The following is a 25363-nucleotide window of genomic DNA, read 5'->3' on the forward strand; positions in this document are numbered from 1 at the left end:
CTGACGTAGAGGTCGGGGGGAGGGGCGGTCAGGCTGCGGTCTTGGCGCGGACCTGGCGCTTGATCCGCCCGAGCATGGCGACCATGCCGCGCATGCGCAGCGGCGACACGGCCTCCGCGAGGCCGAAGCGCATCGGGGCGTCGTCGGGCACGGCGAGCACCTCGGCCGCGGACAGGCCGTCGAGCCCCTCGTGGAGGATGCCGGCGAACCCGCGGGTCGTCGGAGCCTCAGCCGGCGCGTCGAAGAAGAGGTGGACGACGCGGTCCTCGAGCGCGTCGCCGTCGCCGACCTCGACCGTGAGGAAGAGCGGTGACTGGCACTCGTCGACGCGCTCGAGCTGGTCGAGGTGGCCGGCGTAGCGCTCGGGAAGGGGCGGCAGCTCGTCGCTGAACTCCAGGAGCAGCTGGAGCTTGAGGTCGTTGGTCGCGGAGCGGAAGTCCTCGGCGATCTCGGCGAGCGAGGTGGGCAGGGCGGTGTCGGTCACGGGGTCACCGCTCGATCGGGACACGCACGGAGTTGCCCCACTCGGTCCACGAGCCGTCGTAGTTGCGCACCGCCTCGAAACCGAGCAGGTGGGTCAGCACGAACCAGGTGTGGGACGAGCGCTCGCCGATGCGGCAGTAGGCGACGACGTCGTCGGACGGCGTCAGGCCCTGTTCCGCGAGGTAGATCGCCTCGAGCTCCTCGCGGGACCTGAACGAGCCGTCGTCGTTGGCCGCCCGCGCCCACGGCACCGACTTCGCGCCCGGGATGTGACCGCCGCGCATGGCCCCCTCCTGGGGGTAGTCGGGCATGTGGAGCAGCTCTCCGGAGTACTCGCCGGGGGAGCGGACGTCGACGAGCGGCTTGCCCAGGTGGGCGAGCACGTCGTCCCGGAACGCGCGGATCGGGGCGTCGTCGCGCTCGGCGACGGGGTAGCCGACCGGCGCGGGATCGGGCACGTCGCGGGTCAGCTCGCGACCCTCGGCGATCCACTTGGCACGTCCACCGTCGAGCAGCCGGACGTCCTCGTGCCCGAAGAGGCTGAAGACCCACAGGGCGTAGGCCGCCCACCAGTTGCTCTTGTCGCCGTAGATGACGACGGTCGTGTCGCGGGTGATGCCGCGGACGCCCATCACCTCGGCGAAGCGGGCGCCGTCGACGTAGTCCCGCGACACCGGGTCGTTGAGGTCGACGTGCCAGTCGATCTTGATGGCCCCGGGAATGTGGCCCGTGGCATAGAGCAGGACGTCCTCGTCGGACTCGAGCAGGGCGATCCCGTCAGGCCCGCCGATGCCGCCGGCTGCCACCTGCTCCGCGAGCCACTCGGTGGTCACGAGGCGCTCGGGGTGGGCGTAGGCGGAGATCTTCGTGTCGTCAGCGCTCATGGGCCCCATGGTGTCACGCGAGGTGTCACGCGAGCTTGTCGAGGTCCTCACGGCACCGTCGCTCGAACTCGCCCAGCTCGGCGATCGCGTCCTGGACGTCCCTGAGGCGCTGGTCGAGGTCGGCCCGGCGCTCGTCGATCTGGGCAAGGACGTACTCGAGCTGCGTACGGCGACCGCGGGGCGCGTCGAACAGGTCGATGATCGTGCGGATCTCCTCGAGCGGAAAGCCGAGGCGCTTGCCTCGGAGGATCAGGCCGAGGCGGGTGCGGTCGCGGCGGTGGTAGACCCGCTGCGTGCCACGGCGCTCAGGAGTGATGAGCCCGAGGTCCTCGTAGTGGCGCACGGTCCGGTGCGTGACGTCGAACTCCTCGGCCACCTGGGCGATCGTCCACGTCGGCGCACTTGTCATGCTGCTGATAGTGCTTTACGTTTACGTCAACGTCAAGCACGCGTCACGAGCGCGTGATGGCCGCGACAGCTTCAGGAGAACAGCGATGTTCGAGCTCAGCCAGGACCACGAGGACTTCCGGATGGTCGTCCGCGACTTCGCCGAGAAGGAGGTCGCGCCCAACATCGCCAAGTGGGACGCTGCGGCCCACTTCCCGACCGACCTCGTGCCGAAGATGGGTGACCTCGGGCTCTTCGGTCTGGTCGTCCCGGAGGAGTACGGCGGCGCGGGCGAGGCCGGCGACTTCACGAGCCTCTGCGTCGCCATCGAGGAGCTCGGCCGTGTCGACCAGTCCATCGGCATCACGCTCTCCGCCGGCGTCGGGCTCGGCATCAACCCGATCCTCACGTACGGCACCGAGGAGCAGAAGCAGCGCTTCCTGCCCGACCTCGTCTCCGGTCGCGCCCTCGCCGGCTTCGGCCTCACCGAGCCGGAGGCGGGCTCCGACGCCGGTGCCACCCGCACCAAGGCCGTCCGCGACGGCGACGACTGGGTCGTGAGCGGCGCCAAGGCCTTCATCACCAACTCCGGCACCGACATCACCTCGGTCGTCACCGTCACCGCGCGCACCGGCACCAACGAGGACGGCTCGGCGCAGCTCTCGGCGATCATGATCCCGGCCGGCACCCCCGGCTTCGTCGTGGAGCCGGCGTACCACAAGCTCGGCTGGCACGTCTCCGACACCCACGGCCTCACCTTCGAGGACTGTCGCGTCCCCGCCGACCACCTCCTCGGCGAGGAGGGCGAGGGGTTCAAGCAGTTCCTCAAGACGCTCGACGACGGCCGCATCGCCATCTCGGCGCTCGCCGTCGGCTGCGCGCAGGCCTGCCTCGAGCTGGCCACCGACTACGCGAAGACCCGCATCGCCTTCGGTCGCCCCATCGGCGTCAACCAGGGTGTCTCGTTCCAGCTGGCCGACCTCGCCGTCATGGTCGAGGGCGCCCGGTTGCTGACGTACAAGGCGGCCTGGCTCAAGGACGAGCTCCATGCCGGCAAGCGATCGGTCAAGGAGGTCAAGCAGGCGGCCGCCATCGCCAAGCTCCACTCGACCGAGGCCGCGGTCACCGCCACCCGGATCGCCACCCAGGTGTTCGGCGGCAACGGCTTCATGGAGGAGTACCCCGTGGCCCGTTTCTACCGCGACGCCAAGATCCTCGAGATCGGCGAGGGCACCTCCGAGGTGCAGCGCATGCTCATCGCCCGCGGCCTGGGGCTGCCGGCATGAGCGCAGCCGCCACCGGCACGAACCCGAACGGGGACCCGCGCGTCGCCGACGTCCGGGCCCGCCTCGAGGCCGCCCACACGGCCTCGGCGAGCGCCCCCGAGAAGGCTCAGGCCAAGCTCGACGCGCAGGGCAAGATCTACGTCCGCGACCGGATCGCCCTGCTCTTCGACGAGGGGAGCTTCGTCGAGGACGGCCGCTACGCCAACGCCCTCCAGCCGGGCCTCCCGGCCGACGGCGTCGTCACCGGACGTGGCACCGTCGACGGCCGCGCCGCGATCGTCATCGCCAACGACCCCACCGTCAAGGCGGGTTCGTGGGGTGCGCGCACGGTCGAGAAGATCGTGCGCGCCACCGAGATGGCGCTGCGCGAGGAGCTGCCCGTCTTCTGGTTCGTCGACTCCGCCGGTGCCCGCATCACCGACCAGGTGGAGATGTTCCCGGGGCGCCGCGGCGCCGGTCGCATCTTCCACAACCAGGTGGCCCTCTCGGGCAAGGTGCCGCAGATCTGCTGCCTCTTCGGCCCGAGCGCCGCGGGTGGGGCGTACATCCCCAGCTTCTGCGACCTCATCATCATGGTCGAGGGCAACGCCTCGATGTACCTCGGCAGCCCCCGCATGGCAGAGATGGTCGTCGGCGAGAAGGTGTCGCTCGAGGAGATGGGCGGCGCCCGGATGCACTGCACCGTCTCGGGAGTCGGTGACCTGCTCGCGCACGACGACGCCGAGGCCATCGAGCTGGCCAAGCTCTACTTCTCCTACGTCCCGGGCAGCTGGCGCGACCACCCGCCGACGTATGCCGCGGAGGCGCCGGCCACGCCGCTGACCCGCGAGACGGTGCCCGAGCGCGAGTCGGTCCCGTTCGACATCCACGACGTCATCGACGGGCTCGTGGACGACGACTCCTTCTTCGAGCTCAAGCCGCTCTGGGCGGGCGAGCTCGTCATCGGCTTCGGCCGGCTCGAGGGCCAGACCGTCGGCATCGTCGCCAACAACTCCATGGTCAAGGGCGGTGTGCTCTTCACCGACAGCGCCGACAAGGCCGCACGCTTCATCTGGCTCTGCGACGCCTTCAACGTGCCCCTCGTCTACCTCGCGGACGTCCCGGGCTTCATGATCGGCTCGGAGGTCGAGCGCGGCGGCATCATCCGCCACGGCGCGAAGATGGTCAGCGCCGTATCGTCGGCGACGGTGCCGCAGTTCTGCGTCGTCGTGCGCAAGGCCTACGGTGCCGGGCTCTACGCCATGGGGGGACCGGGATTCGGACCCGACGCGACCATCGCGCTTCCGACGGCCCGCATCGCCGTCATGGGCCCCGAGGCCGCCGTCAACGCGGTCTACGCGAACAAGATCGCCGAGATCGCCGACCCGGACGAACAGGCACGCTTCGTGGCAGACCGACGCCGCGAGTACGAGGAGGACGTCGACATCGAGCGACTCGCTGCCGACCTCGTGCTCGACTCGATCATCGAGGCGGATGAACTGCGCTCGGACCTCGTGCGCCGACTGGCTTATGCTTCCCGGCGTGACCGTCACTTCAGCGAGCGCCGACGCGCCGTCCCGCCGGTCTGAGCCGCGCCTCGGTCGCCGGCTCGAGCACCCCGACCGCGTGACCGAGGCGAAGCAGCCCTTCTGGCGCCGCCTCCCCGTCTGGTTCCCGTTCGCCGTCTTCGCGGTCTCGCGCCTGTTCGTCTGGGTCGCGGCCACGTACCTCTCGCGCTACCAGATACCGCTGCCCATCGGCACGGCGAACATCCGCATCTTCTACCCCACCCCGGCGGACCCCGGCTACAACGCCGTCATGACCGGCTGGGACGGGCAGTGGTACCGCGTCATCGCCGAGCAGGGCTACCCCGCGGTCCTGCCCCGCGTGGGCTGGGGCGGCATCGACATGAACCCGTGGGCCTTCTTCCCGGTGTTCCCGATGACGGCCGGCCTCGTCATGAAGGTCACCGGGCTGCCGTTCACCGTCGTCGCACCGGTGCTGTCGACGCTCATCGGCTTCGTCGCGATGCACATGCTCTTCAAGCTCGTCGACCAGGCGGTCGGCCGCTGGGAGGCGATCGTCGCGGTCGTCGCGACCTGCTTCTTCATCGCGTCGCCGGCGTTCTCGGCCTCCTACACCGAGTCCACCGCCCTGCTCGGCGTCGTGACGGTCCTGTGGCTGCTGCGCCGGCGTCAGTACTGGTGGGTCGTGCTCGCCCTGCTCGTGCTGTCGCTGAGCCGCAACGTCGTCATCGCCATGGTGCCGGTCATCGTCGCCCACTGGGTCGTGCGCTGGCGCACGGGTGACGAGGGCGAGCACCCGGTCCGGCTGCGCGTCGGGCTGGGGGCGCTCGCGGCATACGCAGGCGCCCTGACCTGGCTGTGGCCGACGATCGTCACCATCGCGACCGACACGCCCAACGCCTACAACGACACGATGCTCGCCTGGAACATCGAGACGAAGATCAAGCTCTACCTGTGGTGGAACCTGCTCTACGACTACTGGGGCGTGTTCGGCCAGGTCGCCGGGGTGCTCGGCGTCGCCGCATTCGCGTGGTTCATGCTCTCCCGGCACTCGTGGCGGTGGGGCCCGGAGATCTGGGGCTGGGCCGGCGCCTACCCCGCCTACATCATCCTCGTGACGAGCACGACCCCGAGCCGGGTGCGCTACGCCCTGCTGGCCTTCCCCATGACGCTGGTCATCGCCTGGTTCCTCCAGCTGCGCTGGTGGCGGCGCTACCGCTACTGGCTGCTCGGGCTCATCGTCGTCGTCGGCGCCGCCCAGATGTGGTGGTGGACGGAGCACTACCTCGTCATCGAGAACCTCACGGACGACCTCTACCCCTGAGCCGTCGCCCGGCGGCCCGGCGCTGCGGATCGTCCCCGTCGTCAGCCGCAGTCGAGCCGGCCCCGCATGCTGCCCACGACGTCGAACCACCCGATGCCGACGTCGGCAAGCAGCTCGCGCAGCAACGGCAGCGACAGTCCGACGACGTTGTGATGGTCGCCCTCGACCGAGGTGACGAACGCGCCGCCCAGCCCGTCGATGGTGAACGCGCCCGCCACCGTCAACGGCTCGCCGGTGGCGACGTAGGCCTCGATCTCGGCATCGGAGATCTCGGCGAAGTGCACGGTCGTCGAGGCGGTCGCGCCGAGGGTGGCGCCCCCGCCGTCACGCTCGTCGACGAGCCAGTGCCCGGTGTGCAGGACCCCGGAGCGGCCTCGCATGCGGCGCCACCGCAGGACGGCCTCTGCCGCATCGGCCGGCTTGCCGTGCACCTCGCCGTCGAGCTCGAGCACCGAGTCGCAGCCCAGCACGACGACGTCGTCGGCGACCCTCGCCGCGACGTCCTCGGCCTTGGCACGCGCCAGCAGCAACGCGATGTCGCCGGGCTCGAGCAGGCCGTAGCGCTCCGTCGCCTCGGCGACCGTGAGGTCCTCGTCGACCTCGCTCACGACGACGACGGGCTCCACGCCTGCCGAGCGGAGGGTCGAGCGTCGAGCCGGCGACGCGGACGCGAGGACGAGCTGGACGGCGGGCACGTCGGGGAGGGGGGTCGAAGGCATGACGAAATGGTAGGCGCCGCGACGTGTGACCGGGCACGGCGGCGCCCCCCGGGGGGCGCCGCCGCCGCGAGCCCGGACCGTCTCAGATCTCCTGCAGGACCGCCGCGCGCAGGGTGTCCAGACCGACGCCGCCGATGTCGAGGGCCCGACGGTGGAAGGCCTTGAGGTCGAACGCGTCACCCTCGCGCTGCTTGACCTCGTCGCGCAGCTGCAGCCACAGCCGCTCGCCGATCTTGTAGCTCGGCGCCTGCCCCGGCCAGCCGAGGTAGCGGTTGAGCTCGAAGCGCAGGATCTTCTCGTCCATGAAGCCGTAGCGGGTCAGGTAGGTCCAGGCCTTGTCGTAGTCCCACGCTCCGCCGCCGACCTCGTCGGGCGCGTCGAAGCCGCAGTGGACGCCGATGTCGATGACCACGCGCGCAGCCCGGAGCGACTGTCCGGCAAGCCAACCCATCCGGTTGCCGGGGTCGTCCATGTAGCCGAGCTCGGCCATGAGCCGCTCGGCGTAGAGCGCCCAACCCTCGCCGTGGCCGGAGGTCCAGGCCTCGAGGCGACGCCACTTGTTGAGCAGCTCGGAGCGGTAGACCGTCTGGGCGACCTGGAGGTGGTGGCCGGGGACGCCCTCGTGGTAGACGGTCGTCAGCTCGTTCCACGTGCGGAACTCGGTGTTGCCCTTCGGCACCGACCACCACATGCGCCCCGGGCGGCTGAAGTCGTCGGACGGTCCGGTGTAGTAGATGCCGCCGGTCTGCGTCGGCGCGATCATGCACTCGATGCGCTGGACGGGCTCCGGGATGTCGAAGTGGACGTCCTTGAGATCGGCGATGACCTCGTCGGCACGCTCCTGCATCCAGGCCTTGAGCGCGTCGGTGCCCTGCAGGGCGTACCGCTCGTCCGCGTCGAGGATCTCGACGCCACGCTGCACGCTCGCGCCGGACTCGAGACCGTCGGCGATCTCGTTCATCTGGGCGTGCAGGCTCGCGACCTCCTGCTGGCCCCACCGATAGGTCTCCTCGAGGTCGACCGTGGCACCGAGGAAGTAGCGCGACTCGAGGGCGTAGCGCTCGCGTCCGCAGGCGTCGGCCTCCGGTGCGTGCGGCAGCAGCTCGCGCTCGAGCCAGTCGGCCATCTCGCCGTATGCCGTGGACGCGGCCCGGGCGGAGGCCTGCAGCGCCTGCTGGAGCTCGCTCTCGAGCGGTGCGTCGCCGACCGCGGCGTCGGCGACGATCTTGGCGAAGTAGCCGTCGTCCGCGGTGAGCTCGCGCGACTGCTCGGCGCAGGCCTCGACCTGGCGGCGGGGTGACACCTGACCGCGCTCCCGCGCGAGGAGCAGGGACTCGCGGTAACCCTCGAGGGCCTCCGGGATCTTGCCCATCCGGGCGGCGAAGACGCGCCAGTCGGCGGCGGTGGCCTGCGGCATGAGGTCGAAGACGTCGCGGACGCTCTGCAGGGGCGAGGCGAGGACGTTGAGCGACATCTCGTCGAGCCCGGCGGCATACCGGTCCTCGGCGAGCTGCAGGCGCTCGGTCATGGCGTCGACGGTCACGCGGTCGACGTCGTCGGCGGGGACCGCCGAGGCCAGCGCCTCGAGCGTCGTCCGGCGCAGGTCGGAGGCGGCGGCGTTGCCGGCTGGCGAGAGGTCGTCGAGGTCCTCCTCGCCGCCGGGCACACCGAGGAAGGTCGCGTTGATGGGGCTGAGGGCGACGGCGGCGTCGAAGTAGGTCTCCGCGATGCGGTCGACGTCGGTACGGGGTCGCGCGGTCTGGGTGTTGGCGGTCACCCGGCGAACGTAATCGAGCGCGGGGTCGGGTGCCACTGCATTGCGGCACGCCGCCGGTGAGGTGGCGGCGGGGGTGACGTCAGTCGTTCCCGCCGGAGGAGCCACCCTTGGCGGGGCCGCCCACGACGAGCACGACGACGCCGTCCGGGGTCGGGTTGCCGGCGGTCGGCCAGGTCGACAGCACCTGACCCTCCTTGCCCGCGGCTGGGATCGTCACCTTGGTGACCCGGACGTCTCCCGCGCCGAGACGGTCGGTCGCGTCCTTGACCGTGGCGCCGACGAGGCCGTCGGGAACCGCGAACGAGGAGTTGACCTTGTCAGGGGCGTGCCCGCGGCTCACGACGAGGGCCACGGTCTGGCCCTTCGTCATCGGCTGACCCGCCGCGGGGAAGGAGCCCATGACGGACCCGTCCGGCTGGCTCGAGCGCACGAGCACCCACCGCACGTCGACGCCCATGCCGATGAGCTGCTGGACCGCGGCGTCGCGCTGCTGGCCGACGAGGTCCGCCGGGACGGTGCCGTTGTCGGCGGGGGGCGCGGTCGTCGGGGGCGTCGGGGAGCCCGACGGGGTGGAGGGGGAGCTCGCGGCCGGGCGCGGCGCGGCGGCCGGGGGCGTCGCCGGGTCCGAACCCGACAGCAGCACGTAGGCCAGGACTGCCAGGAGCGCGACGACGGCGGCGCCGAGGACCCAGACCGTGCGTGAGGGGCCGGAGCGTGCCGGGCGCTGGTCCTGCGAGGTGTCAGCGGTGCTTTCGGCCGGGCCGACGGGACGTGCGGAGGAGACCGCGGGCATCATCGCGGTGCTCGTGGCCGGGTCGTTCGCGGGATCGGCCACCGCTGCCGATCCGGAGGCGGCCTCTGCACCGGATGCAGGGAACCGCGCCGTGCTGGCCGCGGCGACGGACGCCGCACCGGCAGCAGCACCCGACGCCGCTCCAGCCGCGACGTCGAGGACGGCGGTCGCCTCGCCCGAGGGGAGGGCCCGCGTCGCGGCGTCGGCGAGCGCCTCGTGGCCGCGCAGGGCAGCGGCCATCGCGTCGGCATCGGGGTAGCGGTCGGACGGCGACTTGGCGGTGGCCCGGACCACGACGTCGTCGAGGTTGGCGGGCAGGTCGGCCACCCGCGAGCTCGGCAGCGGCACCGGCTCGTCGAGGTGGCGCAGCGCCACGGCGACCGGGGTGTCGCCCTCGAACGGGACGGCGCCGGTCAGCATCTGGAAGAGCAGGATGCCGAGCGAGTAGAGGTCGGACGACGGGGTCGTGGCCTCGCCGCGCGCCTGCTCCGGGGCGACGTAGGCCGCGGTCCCCATGACCGTGCCGGTGTCGGTGATCGAGGCCTGCCCCAGCGCCCGGGCGATGCCGAAGTCGGTGACCTTGACGGTGCCGTCGGCCCGGACGATGACGTTGCCCGGCTTGACGTCCCGGTGCACGACCCCGGCCCGGTGGGCCACCGCGAGAGCGGCACAGACCTGCTCGGCCACCCGCACGGCGTCGCTGGGGGTGAGCCGGCCGTGCTCACGGATCAGGTGCGCGAGGTCCGAGCCCTCCGCATACTCCATGACGATGAAGTGGGACGCGCCGTCGACGCCGTAGTCGTAGACCTGCGCGATGTTCGGGTGGGAGAGCCGGGCGGCCGTCAGGGCCTCGCGTCGGAACCGCTCCACGAAGTCCGGGGACTCAGCGAACGCGGGCGAGAGCACCTTGACCGCGACCTGCCGGCCGAGCCGGTCGTCCGTCGCGAGGTAGACCTCACCCATGCCACCGACGGCGATGCGCTCACCCAGCGAGTAGCGCTGCGCGATGCGGACGGAGGGGGTCGAGTCGACGGACATGGGCAACGAGCCTAGGGGAACGTGCTGTGGATGGGCCAACCGAGCAGGCCCGCGACGGTCCGCGGTCGCCCCCTGGGGAGGCGACCGCGGACCTCACGTCACGAGACGAGCGCGTACATGAAGTAGCGGTCCGCGGTGGACTTGACGGGCGCCGTGACGGTGGAGCTGTAGACCACGACGCTGCTGCACGTCGAGGTGTACCGCTTCTTCGTGACGACGAACTTCTTGGACGCCTTGTACTGCTGGAGACGCTTCGTCTGGCCACTGGGGACGTTGAGCGTGTAGGTGAACGACTGGGTGCCGCTGTAGCCAGCCCCGACGGTGATGCCGAGCGACGTGCTCGCCTTGGCGAAGACGACGCCGGCCTCCGCGGAGACCGTGGCCGTCATCGAGGCCTGCACGTTCCAGGTGCGGCCCTTGGTCAGCGACACGGAGCCGGGTCCCTTGACGTAGGAGCTGCTGAGGCTGGTGCGCTTCCACACCGTGGAGACGGAGCTGAAGGTGTAGTAGGTCTGGCCGGCCTCGGCGCACATGGCGCTGGCGGGTGCGGCGGAGACGACGGCGGTGGCGCCGCTGAGGGCGAGACCGATGGCGGTGGCGGACGAGAGGAGGCGACGCTTCACGGGGTTTCTCCTGGCTTCGACGATGAGGTGCTCGAAACCTAGGGACGTCACGGACAAGCCGGATGAGTCGGACTACTCAGTCCGCATCCGTACCCGCACCCAGATCCACGACTCGCCCGTCCCGGGACGCCTGCCGTCAGCGCGGGAGGCCCGTGCTCCGCCAGCCGCCGTGGCGCGCCGACGGCCCGACGAGCCGCCAGGACGGGTCGGCCCACGCCGACCGCGCCGGCTCCGCAGCGGCCTCGCCGTCGCCGAGTGCGGACAGCACGACGACGAGCGCGGCGAGCTCCTCGGCGCTCGGGCCCCCGCTCACCCGGATGGCTGCCGTCGACGAGGACGTCTCGTGGCCCGCGTCCGTGCTCACGGTGCTCACAGCGGGATGTTCCCGTGCTTCTTGGGCGGCAGCGTCTCGCGCTTGTTCTGCAGCGCCCGCAGGGCCCGCGTGACGTTCATCCGCGTGTTCGACGGGCTGATGACGGTGTCGATGTAGCCGCGCTCCGCCGCGATGTACGGGTTGGCGAGGGTCTCCTCGTAGTGGGTGATGAACTGCTGGCGCTGTGCGTCGACGTCGCCACCGCGCTCCGCCGTCTGCTTGAGCTCCTTGCGGTAGAGGATGTTGACCGCCCCCTGGGCGCCCATCACGGCGATCTGCCCGGTGGGCCACGCCAGGTTGATGTCGGCGCCGAGGTGCTTGGAGCCCATGACGTCGTAGGCGCCGCCGTAGGCCTTGCGCGTGATGACGGTGATCTTGGGGACCGTGGCCTCGGCGTACGCGTAGATGAGCTTCGCGCCGCGGCGGATGATGCCGTCCCACTCCTGGCTCGTGCCGGGCAGGAAGCCGGGCACGTCGACGAAGGTCAGCACGGGCACGTTGAAGCAGTCGCACGTGCGCACGAAGCGGGCGGCCTTCTCCGACGCGTCGATGTCGAGGCACCCGGCGAACTGCATCGGCTGGTTGGCGACGACCCCGACCGACATCCCGTCGATGCGGGCGAAGCCGGTGATGATGTTGGGCGCGAAGAGCGGCTGCACCTCGAGGAACTCGCCGTCGTCGACGACGTGCTCGATGACGTGCTTCATGTCGTAGGGCACGTTGGGGGAGTCGGGGATGCACGTGTCGAGCCAGCGGTCGTCGTCGGTGACCGTGAGGTCGCCGTCCCCGTCGCCGTAGGCCGGCGGCGTCTCCATGTTGTTGCTCGGCAGGTAGGACAGCAGGGCCTTGACGTAGTCGATGGCGTCCTGCTCGTCGGTGCCCATGTAGTGCGCGACCCCCGACTTGCTGTTGTGGGTCTGCGCGCCGCCGAGCTCCTCGAAGCCGACGTCCTCGCCGGTGACCGTCTTGATGACGTCGGGGCCGGTGATGAACATGTGCGAGGTCTGGTCGACCATGACGGTGAAGTCGGTGATGGCGGGGGAGTAGACGGCACCGCCGGCGCACGGGCCCATGACGAGGGAGATCTGCGGGATGACGCCCGACGCGCGGACGTTGCGGAAGAAGATCTCGCCGTAGAGCCCGAGGGAGACGACGCCCTCCTGGATGCGGGCGCCACCCGAGTCGTTGAGGCCGATGACCGGGCAGCCGATCTTCATGGCGAAGTCCATGACCTTGACGATCTTCTCGCCGAAGACCTCGCCGAGGGACCCGCCGAAGACGGTGAAGTCCTGGGCGAAGACGGCGACCTGCCGCCCGTTGACCGTGCCGTAGCCGGTGACGACACCGTCGCCGTAGGGCCGGTTCTTCTCCTGGCCGAAGTTGTTGCTGCGGTGCCGGGCGTACTTGTCGAGCTCGATGAAGGTGCCCTCGTCGAGGAGCATCTCGATGCGCTCGCGGGCCGTCTTCTTGCCCCGCGCGTGCTGCTTCTCGACGGCGCGCTCGGAGCCGGCGTTGGCGACCTCCGCGACGCGGCGCTTGAGATCGGCCAGCTTGCCTGAGGTGGTGGAGAGGTCGGGGCCGGTGGAGTCCGGAGACGTCGGCGCCGCCGGCGTCGTGCTCTGGTCCGACGTGTCGGTCGGCTGCTCTGCGACGGCGTGATCGGTTGCCATGGTCGGCACTCTAGCCTTGTGGACGTGCGCGATTCGCTCGACATCGAGACTGTGAGTGCGGCCTTGGTCACGTCCGGACGGCCGTGGCGCGGGGTCGAGTTCCACCCTGCCGTCGGGTCGACGAACACCCGCCTGCGTGAGCTGCTCACGGGCTCGCCCCCGGCGACGTCGGCGTATGCCGTGTCCCCGGGTGACGACGTCCCGGGCCCGTGGTGGGTGGTCCTGACCGACCACCAGACCGGAGGGCGCGGGCGACTCGGTCGCGCCTGGACCGTCCCGGACCGCGCCTCGCTCGCGGTGAGCGTCGCCGTGCCCGTCACCGACCCGGCGCAGGCCGGCTGGATGCCGCTCCTCGCCGGCCTCGCCCTGGCCCGGGCCGTGACCGAGGTGACCGAGGCCGCCGGGCACCGGCTCACCTCCCGGCTCAAGTGGCCCAACGACGTGCTCCTCGCCGACGACGGCGACCGCAAGCTGAGCGGCATCCTCTGCGAGCTCGTGGCGTCCGGCGGGCGGCAGGTCGTCGTCGTCGGGACCGGCGTCAACGTCGACCAGACCCGCGACGAGCTGCCCGTCGAGACGGCGACGTCCCTGGCGCTCGCCGGTGTCCGGGTGCGCCGCGAGGACCTGCTCGTCGCCTACCTCGACCACCTCACGGCCGTCCTCGGGGGGGCCGGTGTGACCCGCGCCGACGACACGGGCGCGGTCGGCCGGGAGGCGGTGCGGGCGGCATACCGCTCGGCCTGCGTCACGCTCGGCCTGCAGGTGCGCGTGCAGCTGCCGGCCGGCGGGGCGGCGGAGGGCACCGCCGTCGCGGTGGACGACGACGGCGGTCTCGTCGTGCGCACGGCCGGGGGCCTGCGGACCTTCGCCGCCGGAGACGTCGTCCACGTCAGGGCTGCCGCCGGCGGACTGGCATGATCGGCCCATGACCGAGCCGGGGACGCCACGGGACGACCAGCCGGTGGTCCCGCCGACGGTGCAGCCGGTGCTCCCCCCGGCGGGGGAGCCGGGCCCACGGGCGAACGAGGACTACACCGAACGGCTGCTCGGCCGTCCGCTCGACCTGCGCCGACGTGACGTCAGCCGCGGCGCCGAGGTGTCGCTGCTGTCGGCGCGCAAGTTCTGGCACGCCCTGGGCTTCCCCGTCGTCGACACGGACGACGAGCTGTTCACCGAGGCCGACCAGAGGGCGCTGGCGGCGGTCGCCGGCATCGTGCGGGACGGCCTGCTCGACGAGCAGACGGCGCTCGCCATGACCCGGGCCTTCGCCCGGTCGGCCGACCGTCTCGCCGGCTGGCAGTCGCAGCTCATCGCGGAGGCCGTCGAGACCCACATGACGGCCGCCCTGGAGGACACCGGCGACGACGAGCACGAGTCGCGCTCGGTGCCGGGCATCGAGACCGCCACCGAGACGGCGAAGCGCCTCGCGGTGCTCACGGACCGCCTCGAGCCGCTCCTCGTCTACGCCTGGCGCCGTCACCTCTCGGCGACGGTGGCGCGCATGCTCGCCGACGCCGACCCCGAGTCGTACGGCATGACGAAGATGCGGTCGGTCGGCTTCGCGGACCTCGTCAACTTCACCGCCCTGGTGCGGCGCCTGTCCGAGCGCGACCTCGCGCGGCTCGTGTCGCGCTTCGAGGCGCTCTCGGCCGACGTCATCACGGCCCACGGCGGTCGCCTCATCAAGACCGTCGGCGACGAGGTCCTCTTCACGACGGTGGGGGCGGCCCCGGCGGCCGCCATCGCGCTCGACCTCGTCGAGACGATGACCGACGACGACGTCCTGCCCGACGTGCGCTGCGGCATGGCCCGCGGACCCATCATCAGCCGTCTCGGTGACGTCTTCGGAACCACCGTCAACCGGGCCTCCCGCCTGACCGCCGTCGCCCAGGCGGGGAGCGTGCTCGTCGACGCGACGATGGCGCGCGAGCTCGCCAGCCTGTCCGGCTTCGAGCTGACCGGCCAGCGCCGGCGGATCCTGCGCGGCGTCGGACCCGTCACGCCCTCGCTCCTGCGCCGCGCGACGTCGGCCGGACGCCGCTCCGTCTCGGGGGCTCCAGTCCCCGAGAGCACTGAACCCACGTCACCCACCGCACCGACCCACCGAGCAGGCGCGCGCCCCGACGCGTGAGCCTCGAAGGAGACCGACGTATGCCGTCAACGCCGACCGCACCCGACGCCACCTCGAGCGAGGGGCCGGGTGAGCCCGTCCTCGTCCGCGTCGAGCGCTTCGACGACCCGGCGCTGGCCCACGTCGCCGAGATCGTCCTCGACCGGCCCGAGGCGATGAACGCCGTGTCGACGGCGATGGCGCGAGCCATCGCCGCGGCGGCGGCGCGGGTGGCCGCCGACGACTCGGTGCGGTGCGTCGTCCTCAGCTCGAGCCACGAGAAGGCCTTCTGCGTCGGCGCCGACCTCAAGGAGCGCAACGGGTTCACGGACGCCGACCTCATGGAGCAGCGTCCGGTGGCCCGGGCGGCCTACGGCGGCGTGCTGGACCTGCCCGTGCCGGCGATCGCGGCGGTCGACGGCTTCGCCCTCGGCGGCGGCTTCGAGCTGGCCCTGTCGTGCGACGTCGTCGTCGCCGGCGACGGCGCCGTGGTGGGGCTGCCCGAGGTCAGCGTCGGCGTCATCCCCGGAGGGGGTGGCACCCAGCTGCTCGTGCGACGGGTCGGGTGGTCCCGGGCGGCCCGCGCCATCTTCAGCGCCGCGCGTCTGACGGCCGGCGAGGCCCTGGAGCTCGGGGCCGTCGACGAGGTCGTGCCTGCGGGCACGGCCCGCGAGGCGGCGCTCGAGCTGGCCCGGACCGTCGCCGCCCACTCGCCCGTGGGGCTGCGCAACGCCAAGCGCGCCATGCGGCTCGGGTCCGACGTCGGGCTCGACGCCGGCCTCGAGATCGAGGACGCGTGCTGGCGCGCCACGGCCTTCTCCGGCGACCGGCGCGAGGGCGTCGCGGCCTTCGCCGAGAAGCGCCGGCCGGTCTGGCCGGGCCGCTGAGCCGCGCCGACGGCCCTCGCCGCGGTCGCGCCGATGGGCCGCCTCGACGGGCGGCGGTGCGTCAGGGTGCAATCCGGGCCGATGTGGATAGGCTCACGACCGTCGGTGCGCCCACGGACCGGCAGATCTTGAGGACGGTGACATGACCCGAGTGCTCCTGGCGGAGGACGACCCAGCCATCTCCGAACCGCTGGCCCGTGCCCTGCGGCGAGAGGGCTACGACGTCGACGTGCGCGAGGACGGTCTGGCGGCCCTCGACGGTGCCAAGGAGAACCCCGACCTGGTCCTCCTCGACCTCGGCCTGCCCAAGATCGACGGGCTCGAGGTGTGCCGCCGCATCCGGGCCGAGGGCCGCGCCATCCCGGTGCTCATCCTCACGGCGCGGGCCGACGAGGTCGACACCGTCGTGGGCCTCGACGCCGGCGCCGACGACTACGTCACCAAGCCGTTCCGGCTCGCCGAGCTCCTCGCCCGCGTCCGGGCGCTGCTGCGGCGCACGCCCAACGAGGTCGTCGCGTCGGGCGAGCTGGTCCGCATCGACTCCGACGGCCGACGCGCCTGGTTCAAGGGCGAGGAACTGCAGCTGACCGCCAAGGAGTTCGACCTGCTCCGGGTCCTCGTGCGCGAGCAGGGCAAGGTCGTCTCGCGCGAGCAGCTGATGCGCGAGATCTGGGACACCGCGTGGTTCGGGTCGACCAAGACCCTGGACATGCACATCTCGGTGCTGCGCCGGAAGCTCGGCGACGACGCGACGTCCCCGCAGTACATCGCCACCGTCCGGGGCGTCGGGTTCCGCTTCGAGCGACCTCAGGCGGAGTGACCGTGCGCCGGGTGCTCGATCGGATGGCCCTCGTCGCGGCAGTCGTCTGCGCCGGGTTGTTCGTCCTGCTCTCGACGGCCGTCGTCGGCTGGGCCGTGACGCAGCGCCCCGGTGCGGTCACGGTCTGGATCGCCTCGGAGCCCGCCGTCGGTGTCGGACGGTTCGGCGTCGTCATGCTCGTGCTCGGGGCTCTCAGCGGCGCCGCCGCCTACCTCGTCACGCAGCGGGACCGTGCACACGTCGAGCAGTCCTCGCGCGAGCTCGTCCACCTCGCCGACCGCTTCGCCGCGGGCGAGGCCCGCCTCGTCCCCGTGCACTCCGACATCGACGAGATCGACCACGTGTCGGGGGTGATGAACCGCCGCGCCCACGACATGACGAAGTCGCTGGCCGCCGAGCGTGACTTCGCCGCCGATGCCTCGCACCAGCTGCGCACGCCTCTGACCGCCCTGCTCATGCGCCTCGAGGAGATCTCCGAGACGGACGACGCCGAGGTGGTCAAGGAGGAGGCCACCATCGCCATCGCGCAGGTCGAGCGCCTCACCCGGGTCGTCGACGACCTCCTCGGTCGCACCCGCGGGTCCGGCGGCCCGTCGCCCGCGGTGTCGCTCGACTCGGTCATCGCCGCGCTGCAGCGTGAGTGGCAGCCGGCGTTCGAGCAGGCTCGCCGCTCGGTGCGGGTGCGCGGGGAGCGGGGGCTCTTCGTCCGCTCGACGCCGGTCGCGCTCTCGCAGGTGCTCTCCACCCTCCTGGAGAACTCCCTCGTGCACGGTCGCGGGACCGTCGACGTGCACGCGCGGCGCTCGGGGCCCTCGGTCATCGTCGAGGTGAGCGACCAGGGGGACGGCGTGCCCGCCGCCATGGCGCCACACATCTTCGAGCGCTCGGTGAGCAGCGGCGCCGGTGGCAGCACCGGTCTGGGCCTCGCGCTCGCGCGCGACCTCGCCGAGTCCAACGGCGGACGCCTCGACCTCGTGCAGGCCCAGCCCGCCCGGTTCGCCCTCTTCCTCTCCGAGGCCGAGACCGACTGAGCCCTCGGCGACCTCGGCGACCTCGGCGATCCCGGCCGTCCGCCGGCCGGTCGGCGAAACACGCGGAGGTCGCTGTCATGCAAGCGTCAGAAGACTCACGGTCGCGCGGGGTAGGGTGCGCGCGTGAGGCGCCTGCATGAGTTCCTGTTCGTGCGCCACCGGCACAACTGGCTGCTGCTGCTCCGGTTCGCGGTGGTGGGCGTCTCGGGCGTGCTCGTCAACCTGGTGACGCTCATCGTGGTCAAGAAGCTCGGACCCAGCTTCAACGAGGCCATCGTCCCGGTGCCGGGCACCGCGTTCAACGTGCGCTGGTACCACGTCTACTCGACGATCGCCTTCCTCGTGGCGAACCTCTGGAACTTCCAGCTCAACCGGACGTGGACCTTCCGGACGAGCAAGCACGCGCGCTGGTGGCACGAGTACTGGCCCTTCCTGGCGGTGGGCCTGCTCGGCCAGGTCGTGGGCCTCGTGCTGCTGACCCTCCTCATGCACCTCGACTCGCCGATCCACCTCTCTCCCACGGTGTTCGACGACTCGACCGGCTTCCGCACCCGGCTCTACTGGGCGCAGCTGATCGTCATCGCCGTCGTCACCCCGGTCTCCTTCGTGCTCAACAAGATGTGGACGTTCGCGGCTGTGCGCACCCACCACCCGGACCTCGCCGACCCCAGCCACGTCGCGGCCGTGCTCACCGACGACGGAGGCGACGACGGCGACGACGGCCGGGGAGCGGGCGGCCGCGAGCCAGGTCGGACGCCCGTCGTCCCGGGGCGCCACGACCGGTAGAGCCGGCTCCGACTACGCTTGGGCGGCGTGAGCCAGCCGAAGCGCGCCCCCGGAGGATTTCCCGTCGTCGGTGTCGTGGGAGGCGGTCAGCTCGCGCGCATGATGCAGGGCCCGGCCGTCGAGCTGGGCGTCCAGCTCTCGGTGCTCGCCGAGAGCGACACGGCAGCCGCCGCGCTCGTCGTCCCGAGCTCGCCGGTGGGGGAGCACACCGACCTCGACGCCGTGCGGGCCTTCGCCGAGCACTGCGACGTCGTCACCTTCGACCACGAGCACGTGCCGCCGGCGATCCTCGAGGCCCTCGAGGCCGACGGGGTGGCCATCCACCCGACGCGGGCCGCCCTGAACTTCGCCCAGGACAAGCTCGCCATGCGCGAACGCCTCTCGGGCCTCGGCATCGCGTGCCCCCGCTGGGCCCGGGCGACGACCGCCGCCGAGGTGACCGCGTTCGGTGACGACGTGGGGTGGCCGATCGTCGCCAAGACCCCTCGTGGCGGCTACGACGGCAAGGGAGTCGCGGTCGCCGGCGGGGTCGACGACCTCGCGGACTGGATCTCCAGGATCGGTCAGCCGGGCCCGCTCGAGGGCGGACTGCTCCTCGAGGAGAAGGTCGACTTCGTGCGCGAGCTCGCGGTCCTCATCGCCCGCAGCCCGTCCGGCCAGGCGGCCGCGTGGCCGGTCGTCGAGACCGTGCAGACAGACGGCATCTGCACGGAGGTGCTCGCGCCCGCGCCGCAGCTCGACCCGGACCTCGCCTCGGTGGTCACGGAGGCGGCCCTGCGCATCGCCGGCGAGCTCGGCGTCACGGGGGTGCTCGCCGTCGAGATGTTCGAGGTGCGTCCCGGGACCGGCGGGGCCGCGTCCTACGTCGTCAACGAGCTGGCCATGCGCCCGCACAACAGTGGTCACTGGTCGATGGACGGCGCGGTGACCGGCCAGTTCGAGCAGCACCTGCGCGCCGTGCTCGACCTCCCGCTCGGTGACCCGCGCCCCCGCGCGCCGTGGACCGTCATGGCCAACGTGCTCGGCGGCGACTACGAGCACCTCTACCCGGCCTACCGCCACATCATGGCCCGCGACCCGGGTGCCAAGGTGCACGTCTACGGCAAGGGCGTGCGACCCGGACGCAAGATCGGCCACGTCAACGTCAGCGGCGCCGACCTGGACGATGCCCGCGAGCGCGCGGGACACGCGGCGGACTACCTCCGAGGAGTGATCACCGAATGAGCGACAGCCCCCAGCCCGAGCAGCAGCAGACCCCCGGAGCGGCCCCGGTCGTCGGCATCGTCATGGGCAGCGACAGCGACTGGCCCGTCATGCGCGAAGCCGCGAGGGCCCTCGAGGAGTTCGGGATCCCGTACGAGGCCGACGTCGTCTCGGCCCACCGGATGCCGGACGAGATGATCGCCTACGGGCAGGGCGCTGCCGCCCGTGGCCTCCGCGTCGTCATCGCCGGTGCCGGCGGCGCCGCGCACCTGCCGGGCATGCTCGCAGCGGTGACGCCGCTCCCGGTCGTCGGCGTCCCGGTGCCCCTCACGTACCTCGACGGCATGGACTCGCTGCTCTCCATCGTCCAGATGCCGGCCGGGGTGCCGGTGGCGACCGTGTCGATCGGCGGGGCCCGGAACGCCGGCCTGCTGGCCGCGCGCATCGTCGGCACCGGCAGCGACGAGCTGGCCGTCGACGTCCGCGAGCAGATGGTCACCTTCCAGGCCGACCTGCGCGACCAGGCCCATGCCAAGGGCGCGGCCCTGCGCGACCAGGTCGCGCGCGGGCTCTCGGACTGAGCCGACACCTGCAGCGCGTGGCCCGAGGAGCCGACCCGACGGCATACGACCCCTCGCCGGTGCGTGGCGTCAGTCGGCTGCGGCGAGGAAGCCGCGCACCGCGGCCGTGAACGCCGCCGGCTGCCGGGCGTGCACGAGGTGCCCGGCGTCGATGCGCACGAGCCGGCCGTCGGCAACCGTGGCAGCCATCTCGGCGACATGCTCCGGAGGCATCGGGCTCTCGGGGCCGCCCCACACCACGAGCGTCGGAGCGGTGACGGAGGCGACGACGCGGGGCCAGTCCGGGTCGGGATCGTCGATCTGGGCTCGCACCTCGAGCACGGCATCCCAGTCGACGTCGAGGTCGCCGTCCGGCCGGGACGGGGGCCGAGGCTCGCGAGGGTGCGGCACCGGAACGTCCTCGAGGACGAGCCGACCCACGAGGTCGGCCCGGCGGGCGGCGAGGAGGCACGCCACGAGACCGCCGAGGGAGTGCCCGACGACGTCAGCAGGCCTCCCGTGCTCGGCCGCGAGCCCCGCGGCGACGGCCTCGAGGTCCTCGGCCAGCTCGGTCAGGGCGTAGCTGCCGGGCCGGGGACTGGCTCCGTGCCCGCGCAGGTCGACGGCGACGACGAGTCGGTCGCGCGCGAGGTCGGTGGCCACCCGGGTCCAGTCCGCCGAGGTCTCGCCGGTCGCGTGCACGAGGAGGACGGGCGGCAGCGTGCCGGGGCTGCCCCAGCGACGCGACGAGAGCGCGACGGCGACCACAGCCGACGTCAGTCGGTCACGGCGCCGGCGCCGTCACCGGGCTGGATCCGGGGGTACTCGATCTTGGGGCACGTGTCCATGACGACGGCCAGCCCGGCCGCCTCGGCACGCGAGGCGGCCTCCTCGTCGATGACCCCGAGCTGCAGCCAGAGCGCCTCGATGCCGAGGCGCTCGCGCTCGGCGATCGCCTCGTCGACGACGGCACCGACCCGACCGCTGTTGACGAAGCAGTCGACGACCTTGACGACGGTGCCGTCCGGGATGTCGGACAGGGTCTTGTAGCCCTGCGACCCGTGCACGGTGGCCGCGCTCGGGTGGATCGGCACCAGGCGCATGCCCAGCTCGCGCTGGAGCCACAGCGCCACGCGGTAGGCCGTGCGGTCGGGGTTGTCGCCGAGACCGACCACGGCCCAGGCGGCGGGCGTGTGCAGCAGGTCCCGGATCACGTCCGGGTCGTTGTGGTGCTGGGTCATCCCGCCATCTTCACACGCAGGCTCCGGCGCGAGCGCCCCTGCCGGTGTCCGGAATGGCGTGGTTGGATGGCGTCATGCGATTCGGAATGTTCGTTCCCCAGGGCTGGCGGATGGATCTCGTCGGCATCGAGCCGGCCCAGCAGTGGGAAGCCATGGTCAACCTCGCCAAGCACGCCGACGACGGAGACGTCTTCGAGTCGATCTGGGTCTACGACCACTTCCACACGGTGCCGCAGCCCTCCGGCGAGGCGACCCACGAGGCGTGGTCGCTCATGGCCGGCTTCGGCGCCGCCACGAGCCGGGTGCGCCTCGGCCAGATGTGCACGTGCATGGCCTACCGCAACCCCGCCTACCTCGCCAAGGTGGCTGCCACCGTCGACGTCATCTCCGGCGGCCGCACGGAGATGGGCATCGGCGCCGGCTGGTACGAGCACGAGTGGCGGGCCTACGGCTACGGCTTCCCCAAGGCCGGTGACCGCCTCGGCGCGCTCCGCGAGGGCGTGCAGGTCTTCCGCGACATGTGGACCAAGGGCGAGGCCACGCTCGACGGGACGTACTACCAGGTCGACGGCGCCATCTGCGCGCCTCGCCCGCTGCAGGGCACGAGCCACCCGGGCAGCGCCCTCAACGGCATCCCGATGTGGATCGCCGGCGGCGGCGAGAAGGTGACGCTGAAGATCGCGGCGCAGTACGCCGACTACACGAACTTCGACGGCACCCCCGAGGGCTTCGACCACAAGAGCGAGATCCTCAAGGGTCACTGCGACGACCTCGGCCGGGACTTCGGCGAGATCGTGCGCTCGGCCAACTACAACGTCGTCATCGGCGAGACCGACGCCGACGTCGAGGACCGCCTGCAGTTCTACGGCGAGCTGCTGCGCAAGGGCGGCGTCGCCGACGACAAGGCCGCCGGAGCCGTCGAGGACCTGCGCAAGCAGCCCGCCGTCGGCACGCCCGACAAGATCGTCGCGACCCTCAAGGACATGGAGGCACGTGGCATGACGTATGCCATCACCTACTTCGCCGAGGCCGCCTACGACCGCTCGGGCATCGAGCTCTTCGAGCAGACCGTCGCTCCCGAGCTCAAGGGCTGACCTGCCCCGACCGTCGAACGAGGTGGTGCCGGTACCGTACGGGTGCCGGCACCACCTCGTTCCGGGTCGGTCCCCGGACCTACCAGGCGGTCCAGCCGCCGTCGACGGCGACGACCTGGCCGGTGACGTAGGCGGACGCGTCCGAGGCGAGCCACGTGACGACGCCGCGGAAGTCGTCCTCGGTGCCCATCCGGCCCAGGGGCGTGAGGCGCTCGTAGCGCTCGACGAAGGCCTCGTCCTGGCCGCGGGCGATGCCGCCGGGGGCGAAGGCGTTGACTCGCACGTCCGGGGCCAGCACGGTCGAGAGGTAGCGCGTCAGCTGGGCGATGCCGCCCTTGCTGGCCGCGTAGGCCGCAGGGTTGCCCATCCGGGTGCCTTCGTAGAGGCCCATGTTGGGTCCGACGAGTCCGTAGATGCTCGACACGTTGACGACGCTGCCGTGGCCACCGGCCCGGAGCAGGGGCGCCAGGCGTCGCGTCAGGGAGAACGGTGCCGTGAGGTTGAGGGCGAGCGCCATGGCGAAGGCGTCGTCGGTCTGCTCCTCGAAGGGGACGGCATACCCCGGCACCCCGGACGTGCCGGTGAAGGCCGCGTTGTTGACGAGCACGTCGCACGCGCCCAGCTGGTCCACGACGTCGACGACGCGCGAGATCCCCTGCGGGTCGAGCAGGTCGGCGCCGAGGGCCACGTGACCCGTCCCGGGAAGGGCGTCGGCCGTGGCGGCGCACGACGTCCCGTCGAGGTCGACGACGACGACGCGGGCGCCGGCCGTCGCGAGGGCGTCGGCGAGCACCCTGCCGAGCGGGCCCGCCCCTCCGGTGACGACGGCAGTGCGTCCGGCGAGCGACGTCGTGGGGGTGGTCGTCATCGGGGGTCCTCCGTGGGGGAGCCGGGGGCCGGGACGTCGAGCCACGGCAGCGTGATGAGGCCGGCACCGATGAGGGCCTCGATGAGCCGGAACTCGTACTCGTCGTCGATGGAGAAGGCCTGGGCCTCCGGGATCTCGAGCCCCTCGTGGGTGCCCTCGTCGAACCACGAGCTCTCGAGGCGGCGCACGAAGTCGGCACGCCAGAGGTAGAAGTTGCCGTTGATCCGCAGGAACCGGCCGACGTCCTGGCGCCGGGTGACGCCCGTGCCTGCCTCGAAGAAGCGCGAGAGGGCGCCGTCGCGGGACTCGTCGGGGCGCACACCGACCCAGACCGGGTTGAAGGTGGGCTCGGAGACGCTGATGACGCCGTCGAGCGAGGGCGTCGTGGCGAGGCGGCCGACGGCCTCGGCCAGCTGGGACGGCACCCGGGCGGGACTCGTCGGGTCGAGGAGGAGAACCGCGTCGTAGGTGTGGCCCTCGTCGCGCTCGACCCACTCGAGGGCGTGGCGCACGACCGGGGCCATGGGGGTGTCGTCGGACGCGAGCTCGGGAGGTCGCAGGAACGGGGCGTCGCCTCCGTGGGCGCGCACCACCTCGGCGATCTCGGCCGAGTCGGTCGTCACGACGCAGCGGGTGACCTCGGTGGTGAGCCCCGCGGCGCGCATGCTGTGGGCGATCAGGGGCAGGCCCCACATCGGACGGAGGTTCTTGCCGGGCAAGCCCTTCGAGCCGCCGCGAGCTGGGATGACGGCGAGAACGCGGGGCAGGTGCTGGTCGGTCACGAGCCGTCCTCGGGCCGGGTGTCGGTGATGGCATCGATTTCGCGCACCCCCATGTCGCGAGCGTCGTCGCAGAGCCGGATCGCAGCGATGCCCTCGGCCAAGGTGGCCGGTGCGCCGCGGGCGACGCGCTCGTCGGCGGACGTCGAGGGGCGCAACGTCAGGGCGGCCCGGGCCTGGGCGCCCATGACGATGTCGCGGTCGAGGTCGTGGTCGAAGACCTGCTCGGTGACCTCGCCGTCGGGCGTCGTGTGTCGCACCGTGGCCCGCATGACGTCCCACTCGAGGGTGCCGTCGGGGGAGCGGACCACGATGCCGCGGGTGGCCGGACGGGTGACGTAGTCGAGCCGCATCGTCACCTCGACGTCGTGCACCGACGTCCACAGCAGCGTTGCCGCCTGCTCGGCGTCGATCTCGAGCGGACCGCCGGTCGCGATGCTGGCTCCCAGAACGACGGGAGTGCCGAAGAGGACCGTGGCGTAGTCGATCTCGTGGACGAGGTCGCGCAGCACGCCACCCTCGTCGGCGCGCGCGGAGTAGGAGTCGCGGTAGTCGCGGTCGGGGCGCCAGTCGGGCAGCCACGACTGCGACCAGACGTGCGCCGACCCGCCCCGGTCCAGTCGGCCGACGAGCCGGCGCAGGTGACGAAAGGCCTCGTGGGCGCGCAGCGGGGCGGCCACCCAGACGTCCAGGTGCCGGGGGTGCTCGTGCAGGGCGCGTGCCTCCTGTGCGCTCGGGGCCACCGGCTTCTCGACGAGCACCTTCTCCGCCCCGGCGTCGAGGGCCTCGATGGCATCGGTGACGTGCCGTGCCGTGTCGGTGGCGACGACGACGAAGGCATCGCGCAGGGCGGCCGGGCCGGTAGCGTCGTCGAGCAGGTGGGCGTCGGTCGCGTCGTCGAGGGCCGGCGTGTCGCCATCGAGCCCACGGTCGCGGACGGGCCACAGCCACACCTCGGCGCCCTCCTGTCGGAAGACACGCGCGTGCCGCTGCCCGATGGAGCCGGAACCGCGCACGACGACGCGCAGGGCAGGGGAGGGCAGGCTGGACACCCCTGCAGGCTAGAGGACACGAGGACCGGCCGCGCACGTCGACGGGCCTGCTCCGCGCGCACGGGTACCT

General features: G+C 72.1%; 26 protein-coding genes. 12 read left to right on the top strand and 14 right to left on the bottom strand.

What is annotated here, in order from left to right:
* Nucleotides 1-28 precede the first annotated feature (28 nt).
* The 3 genes from TAE01_RS13735 to TAE01_RS13745 are packed head-to-tail and all read right to left on the bottom strand — an operon-like array spanning nt 29 to nt 1776.
* Nucleotides 29-484: a SufE family protein gene (locus tag TAE01_RS13735; protein WP_147067386.1), complete on the bottom strand. Its 456-nt coding sequence runs from the start codon at nt 482-484 to the stop codon at nt 29-31.
* A 4-nt stretch (nt 485-488) separates the two neighbouring features.
* Nucleotides 489-1367, bottom strand: coding sequence for a sulfurtransferase (locus tag TAE01_RS13740; RefSeq protein WP_147067388.1), 879 nt, complete (start codon nt 1365-1367; stop codon nt 489-491).
* A gap of 25 nt (nt 1368-1392) precedes the next feature.
* Complete coding sequence (locus TAE01_RS13745) at nt 1393-1776, bottom strand: MerR family transcriptional regulator (protein WP_147067390.1); 384 nt, start codon at nt 1774-1776, stop codon at nt 1393-1395.
* 85 nt (nt 1777-1861) lie between these two features.
* On the opposite strand from TAE01_RS13745, the gene TAE01_RS13750 reads away from it, so the two are divergent.
* From TAE01_RS13750 to TAE01_RS13760, 3 genes are read left to right on the top strand one after another with little or no spacing between them, the layout of a single operon-like run.
* A complete protein-coding gene (locus TAE01_RS13750; RefSeq protein WP_147067392.1) occupies nt 1862-3040 on the top strand; it encodes an acyl-CoA dehydrogenase family protein in 1179 nt (392 codons plus the stop codon).
* A complete protein-coding gene (locus tag TAE01_RS13755; protein ID WP_147067394.1) occupies nt 3037-4608 on the top strand; it encodes an acyl-CoA carboxylase subunit beta in 1572 nt (523 codons plus the stop codon). Before TAE01_RS13750 ends, TAE01_RS13755 begins: the two co-directional genes overlap by 4 nt.
* Entirely contained in the window at nt 4562-5869 is a 1308-nt protein-coding gene (locus tag TAE01_RS13760) for a hypothetical protein (protein WP_246111344.1), read from the top strand. Before TAE01_RS13755 ends, TAE01_RS13760 begins: the two co-directional genes overlap by 47 nt.
* Before the next feature lie 41 nt (nt 5870-5910).
* Here TAE01_RS13760 and TAE01_RS13765 read toward each other — a convergent pair whose 3' ends face one another.
* The 6 genes from TAE01_RS13765 to TAE01_RS13790 all read right to left on the bottom strand — a co-directional run bounded on the left by TAE01_RS13765 (nt 5911) and on the right by TAE01_RS13790 (nt 12862).
* The gene (locus TAE01_RS13765; protein ID WP_147067397.1) at nt 5911-6588 is read right to left on the bottom strand and encodes a Maf family protein; all 678 of its coding nucleotides are present in this window, start codon (nt 6586-6588) and stop codon (nt 5911-5913) included.
* An 82-nt stretch (nt 6589-6670) separates the two neighbouring features.
* Nucleotides 6671-8365 (bottom strand): DUF885 domain-containing protein, encoded by a 1695-nt coding sequence (locus tag TAE01_RS13770; RefSeq protein WP_147067398.1) that lies wholly within the window; start codon nt 8363-8365, stop codon nt 6671-6673.
* Nucleotides 8366-8444: 79 nt separating this feature from the next.
* The gene (gene pknB / locus TAE01_RS13775) at nt 8445-10196 is read right to left on the bottom strand and encodes a Stk1 family PASTA domain-containing Ser/Thr kinase (protein ID WP_147067399.1); all 1752 of its coding nucleotides are present in this window, start codon (nt 10194-10196) and stop codon (nt 8445-8447) included.
* Nucleotides 10197-10294: 98 nt separating this feature from the next.
* The gene (locus TAE01_RS13780) at nt 10295-10819 is read right to left on the bottom strand and encodes a hypothetical protein (protein ID WP_147067400.1); all 525 of its coding nucleotides are present in this window, start codon (nt 10817-10819) and stop codon (nt 10295-10297) included.
* A 136-nt stretch (nt 10820-10955) separates the two neighbouring features.
* The gene (locus TAE01_RS13785) at nt 10956-11192 is read right to left on the bottom strand and encodes an acyl-CoA carboxylase subunit epsilon (protein WP_147067401.1); all 237 of its coding nucleotides are present in this window, start codon (nt 11190-11192) and stop codon (nt 10956-10958) included.
* On the bottom strand, nt 11189-12862 hold the full coding sequence (locus TAE01_RS13790) for an acyl-CoA carboxylase subunit beta (protein ID WP_222594133.1): 1674 nt from the start codon (nt 12860-12862) through the stop codon (nt 11189-11191). Before TAE01_RS13790 ends, TAE01_RS13785 begins: the two co-directional genes overlap by 4 nt.
* A 24-nt stretch (nt 12863-12886) precedes the next feature.
* Between TAE01_RS13790 and TAE01_RS13795 the strand changes: the two genes are divergently transcribed.
* The 8 genes from TAE01_RS13795 to purE all read left to right on the top strand — a co-directional run bounded on the left by TAE01_RS13795 (nt 12887) and on the right by purE (nt 20280).
* A complete protein-coding gene (locus TAE01_RS13795; RefSeq protein WP_246111345.1) occupies nt 12887-13780 on the top strand; it encodes a biotin--[acetyl-CoA-carboxylase] ligase in 894 nt (297 codons plus the stop codon).
* A gap of 7 nt (nt 13781-13787) precedes the next feature.
* Nucleotides 13788-14993, top strand: a complete 1206-nt coding sequence (locus TAE01_RS13800; RefSeq protein WP_246111346.1) for an adenylate/guanylate cyclase domain-containing protein — start codon at nt 13788-13790, stop codon at nt 14991-14993.
* A gap of 20 nt (nt 14994-15013) precedes the next feature.
* The gene (locus TAE01_RS13805; RefSeq protein WP_186815210.1) at nt 15014-15859 is read left to right on the top strand and encodes an enoyl-CoA hydratase-related protein; all 846 of its coding nucleotides are present in this window, start codon (nt 15014-15016) and stop codon (nt 15857-15859) included.
* A 142-nt stretch (nt 15860-16001) separates the two neighbouring features.
* Nucleotides 16002-16679, top strand: coding sequence for a response regulator transcription factor (locus TAE01_RS13810; RefSeq protein ID WP_147067402.1), 678 nt, complete (start codon nt 16002-16004; stop codon nt 16677-16679).
* Nucleotides 16680-16690: 11 nt separating this feature from the next.
* Nucleotides 16691-17710, top strand: a complete 1020-nt coding sequence (locus tag TAE01_RS13815; protein ID WP_371860837.1) for a sensor histidine kinase — start codon at nt 16691-16693, stop codon at nt 17708-17710.
* A 123-nt stretch (nt 17711-17833) separates the two neighbouring features.
* On the top strand, nt 17834-18496 hold the full coding sequence (locus TAE01_RS13820; protein ID WP_246111347.1) for a GtrA family protein: 663 nt from the start codon (nt 17834-17836) through the stop codon (nt 18494-18496).
* A gap of 27 nt (nt 18497-18523) precedes the next feature.
* Nucleotides 18524-19720 carry a 5-(carboxyamino)imidazole ribonucleotide synthase gene (locus TAE01_RS13825; protein WP_147067404.1) on the top strand — a complete coding sequence of 399 codons (1197 nt, stop codon included), beginning with the start codon at nt 18524-18526 and terminating at the stop codon, nt 19718-19720.
* Nucleotides 19717-20280 (top strand): 5-(carboxyamino)imidazole ribonucleotide mutase, encoded by a 564-nt coding sequence (purE, locus tag TAE01_RS13830; protein ID WP_147067405.1) that lies wholly within the window; start codon nt 19717-19719, stop codon nt 20278-20280. The genes TAE01_RS13825 and purE overlap by 4 nt, the downstream gene beginning before the upstream one ends.
* A 69-nt stretch (nt 20281-20349) precedes the next feature.
* On the opposite strand, the gene TAE01_RS13835 is transcribed toward purE, so the two are convergent.
* Both TAE01_RS13835 and TAE01_RS13840 read right to left on the bottom strand, forming a co-directional pair.
* Nucleotides 20350-21027: an alpha/beta fold hydrolase gene (locus TAE01_RS13835; RefSeq protein WP_147067406.1), complete on the bottom strand. Its 678-nt coding sequence runs from the start codon at nt 21025-21027 to the stop codon at nt 20350-20352.
* A gap of 8 nt (nt 21028-21035) precedes the next feature.
* Complete coding sequence (locus TAE01_RS13840; protein ID WP_147067407.1) at nt 21036-21500, bottom strand: CoA-binding protein; 465 nt, start codon at nt 21498-21500, stop codon at nt 21036-21038.
* Nucleotides 21501-21574: 74 nt separating this feature from the next.
* On the opposite strand from TAE01_RS13840, the gene TAE01_RS13845 reads away from it, so the two are divergent.
* Nucleotides 21575-22594, top strand: coding sequence for an LLM class F420-dependent oxidoreductase (locus TAE01_RS13845; RefSeq protein WP_186815211.1), 1020 nt, complete (start codon nt 21575-21577; stop codon nt 22592-22594).
* Nucleotides 22595-22673: 79 nt separating this feature from the next.
* Here TAE01_RS13845 and TAE01_RS13850 read toward each other — a convergent pair whose 3' ends face one another.
* The 3 genes from TAE01_RS13850 to TAE01_RS13860 are packed head-to-tail and all read right to left on the bottom strand — an operon-like array spanning nt 22674 to nt 25293.
* Nucleotides 22674-23462 (bottom strand): SDR family oxidoreductase, encoded by a 789-nt coding sequence (locus tag TAE01_RS13850; protein WP_147067409.1) that lies wholly within the window; start codon nt 23460-23462, stop codon nt 22674-22676.
* On the bottom strand, nt 23459-24244 hold the full coding sequence (locus tag TAE01_RS13855; RefSeq protein WP_147067410.1) for an acylneuraminate cytidylyltransferase family protein: 786 nt from the start codon (nt 24242-24244) through the stop codon (nt 23459-23461). The genes TAE01_RS13850 and TAE01_RS13855 overlap by 4 nt, the downstream gene beginning before the upstream one ends.
* Complete coding sequence (locus TAE01_RS13860) at nt 24241-25293, bottom strand: Gfo/Idh/MocA family protein (RefSeq protein WP_246111348.1); 1053 nt, start codon at nt 25291-25293, stop codon at nt 24241-24243. The genes TAE01_RS13855 and TAE01_RS13860 overlap by 4 nt, the downstream gene beginning before the upstream one ends.
* Nucleotides 25294-25363 lie beyond the last annotated feature (70 nt).

The organism is Terrabacter aerolatus (genome assembly GCF_007991735.1).
GTDB classification, from domain to species: domain Bacteria; phylum Actinomycetota; class Actinomycetes; order Actinomycetales; family Dermatophilaceae; genus Terrabacter; species Terrabacter aerolatus.

Bases quoted from the DNA above. Each gene is read 5' to 3' on its own strand.
- TAE01_RS13740 (WP_147067388.1), bottom strand. From the start codon at position 1,367: ATGAGCGCTGACGACACGAAGATCTCCGCCTACGCCCACCCCGAGCGC.
- TAE01_RS13745 (WP_147067390.1), bottom strand. From the start codon at position 1,776: ATGACAAGTGCGCCGACGTGGACGATCGCCCAGGTGGCCGAGGAGTTC.
- TAE01_RS13750 (WP_147067392.1), top strand. From the start codon at position 1,862: ATGTTCGAGCTCAGCCAGGACCACGAGGACTTCCGGATGGTCGTCCGC.
- TAE01_RS13755 (WP_147067394.1), top strand. From the start codon at position 3,037: ATGAGCGCAGCCGCCACCGGCACGAACCCGAACGGGGACCCGCGCGTC.
- TAE01_RS13765 (WP_147067397.1), bottom strand. From the start codon at position 6,588: ATGCCTTCGACCCCCCTCCCCGACGTGCCCGCCGTCCAGCTCGTCCTC.
- pknB (WP_147067399.1), bottom strand. From the start codon at position 10,196: ATGTCCGTCGACTCGACCCCCTCCGTCCGCATCGCGCAGCGCTACTCG.
- TAE01_RS13790 (WP_222594133.1), bottom strand. From the start codon at position 12,862: ATGGCAACCGATCACGCCGTCGCAGAGCAGCCGACCGACACGTCGGAC.
- TAE01_RS13800 (WP_246111346.1), top strand. From the start codon at position 13,788: ATGACCGAGCCGGGGACGCCACGGGACGACCAGCCGGTGGTCCCGCCG.
- TAE01_RS13805 (WP_186815210.1), top strand. From the start codon at position 15,014: ATGCCGTCAACGCCGACCGCACCCGACGCCACCTCGAGCGAGGGGCCG.
- TAE01_RS13810 (WP_147067402.1), top strand. From the start codon at position 16,002: ATGACCCGAGTGCTCCTGGCGGAGGACGACCCAGCCATCTCCGAACCG.
- purE (WP_147067405.1), top strand. From the start codon at position 19,717: ATGAGCGACAGCCCCCAGCCCGAGCAGCAGCAGACCCCCGGAGCGGCC.
- TAE01_RS13840 (WP_147067407.1), bottom strand. From the start codon at position 21,500: ATGACCCAGCACCACAACGACCCGGACGTGATCCGGGACCTGCTGCAC.
- TAE01_RS13845 (WP_186815211.1), top strand. From the start codon at position 21,575: ATGCGATTCGGAATGTTCGTTCCCCAGGGCTGGCGGATGGATCTCGTC.
- TAE01_RS13850 (WP_147067409.1), bottom strand. From the start codon at position 23,462: ATGACGACCACCCCCACGACGTCGCTCGCCGGACGCACTGCCGTCGTC.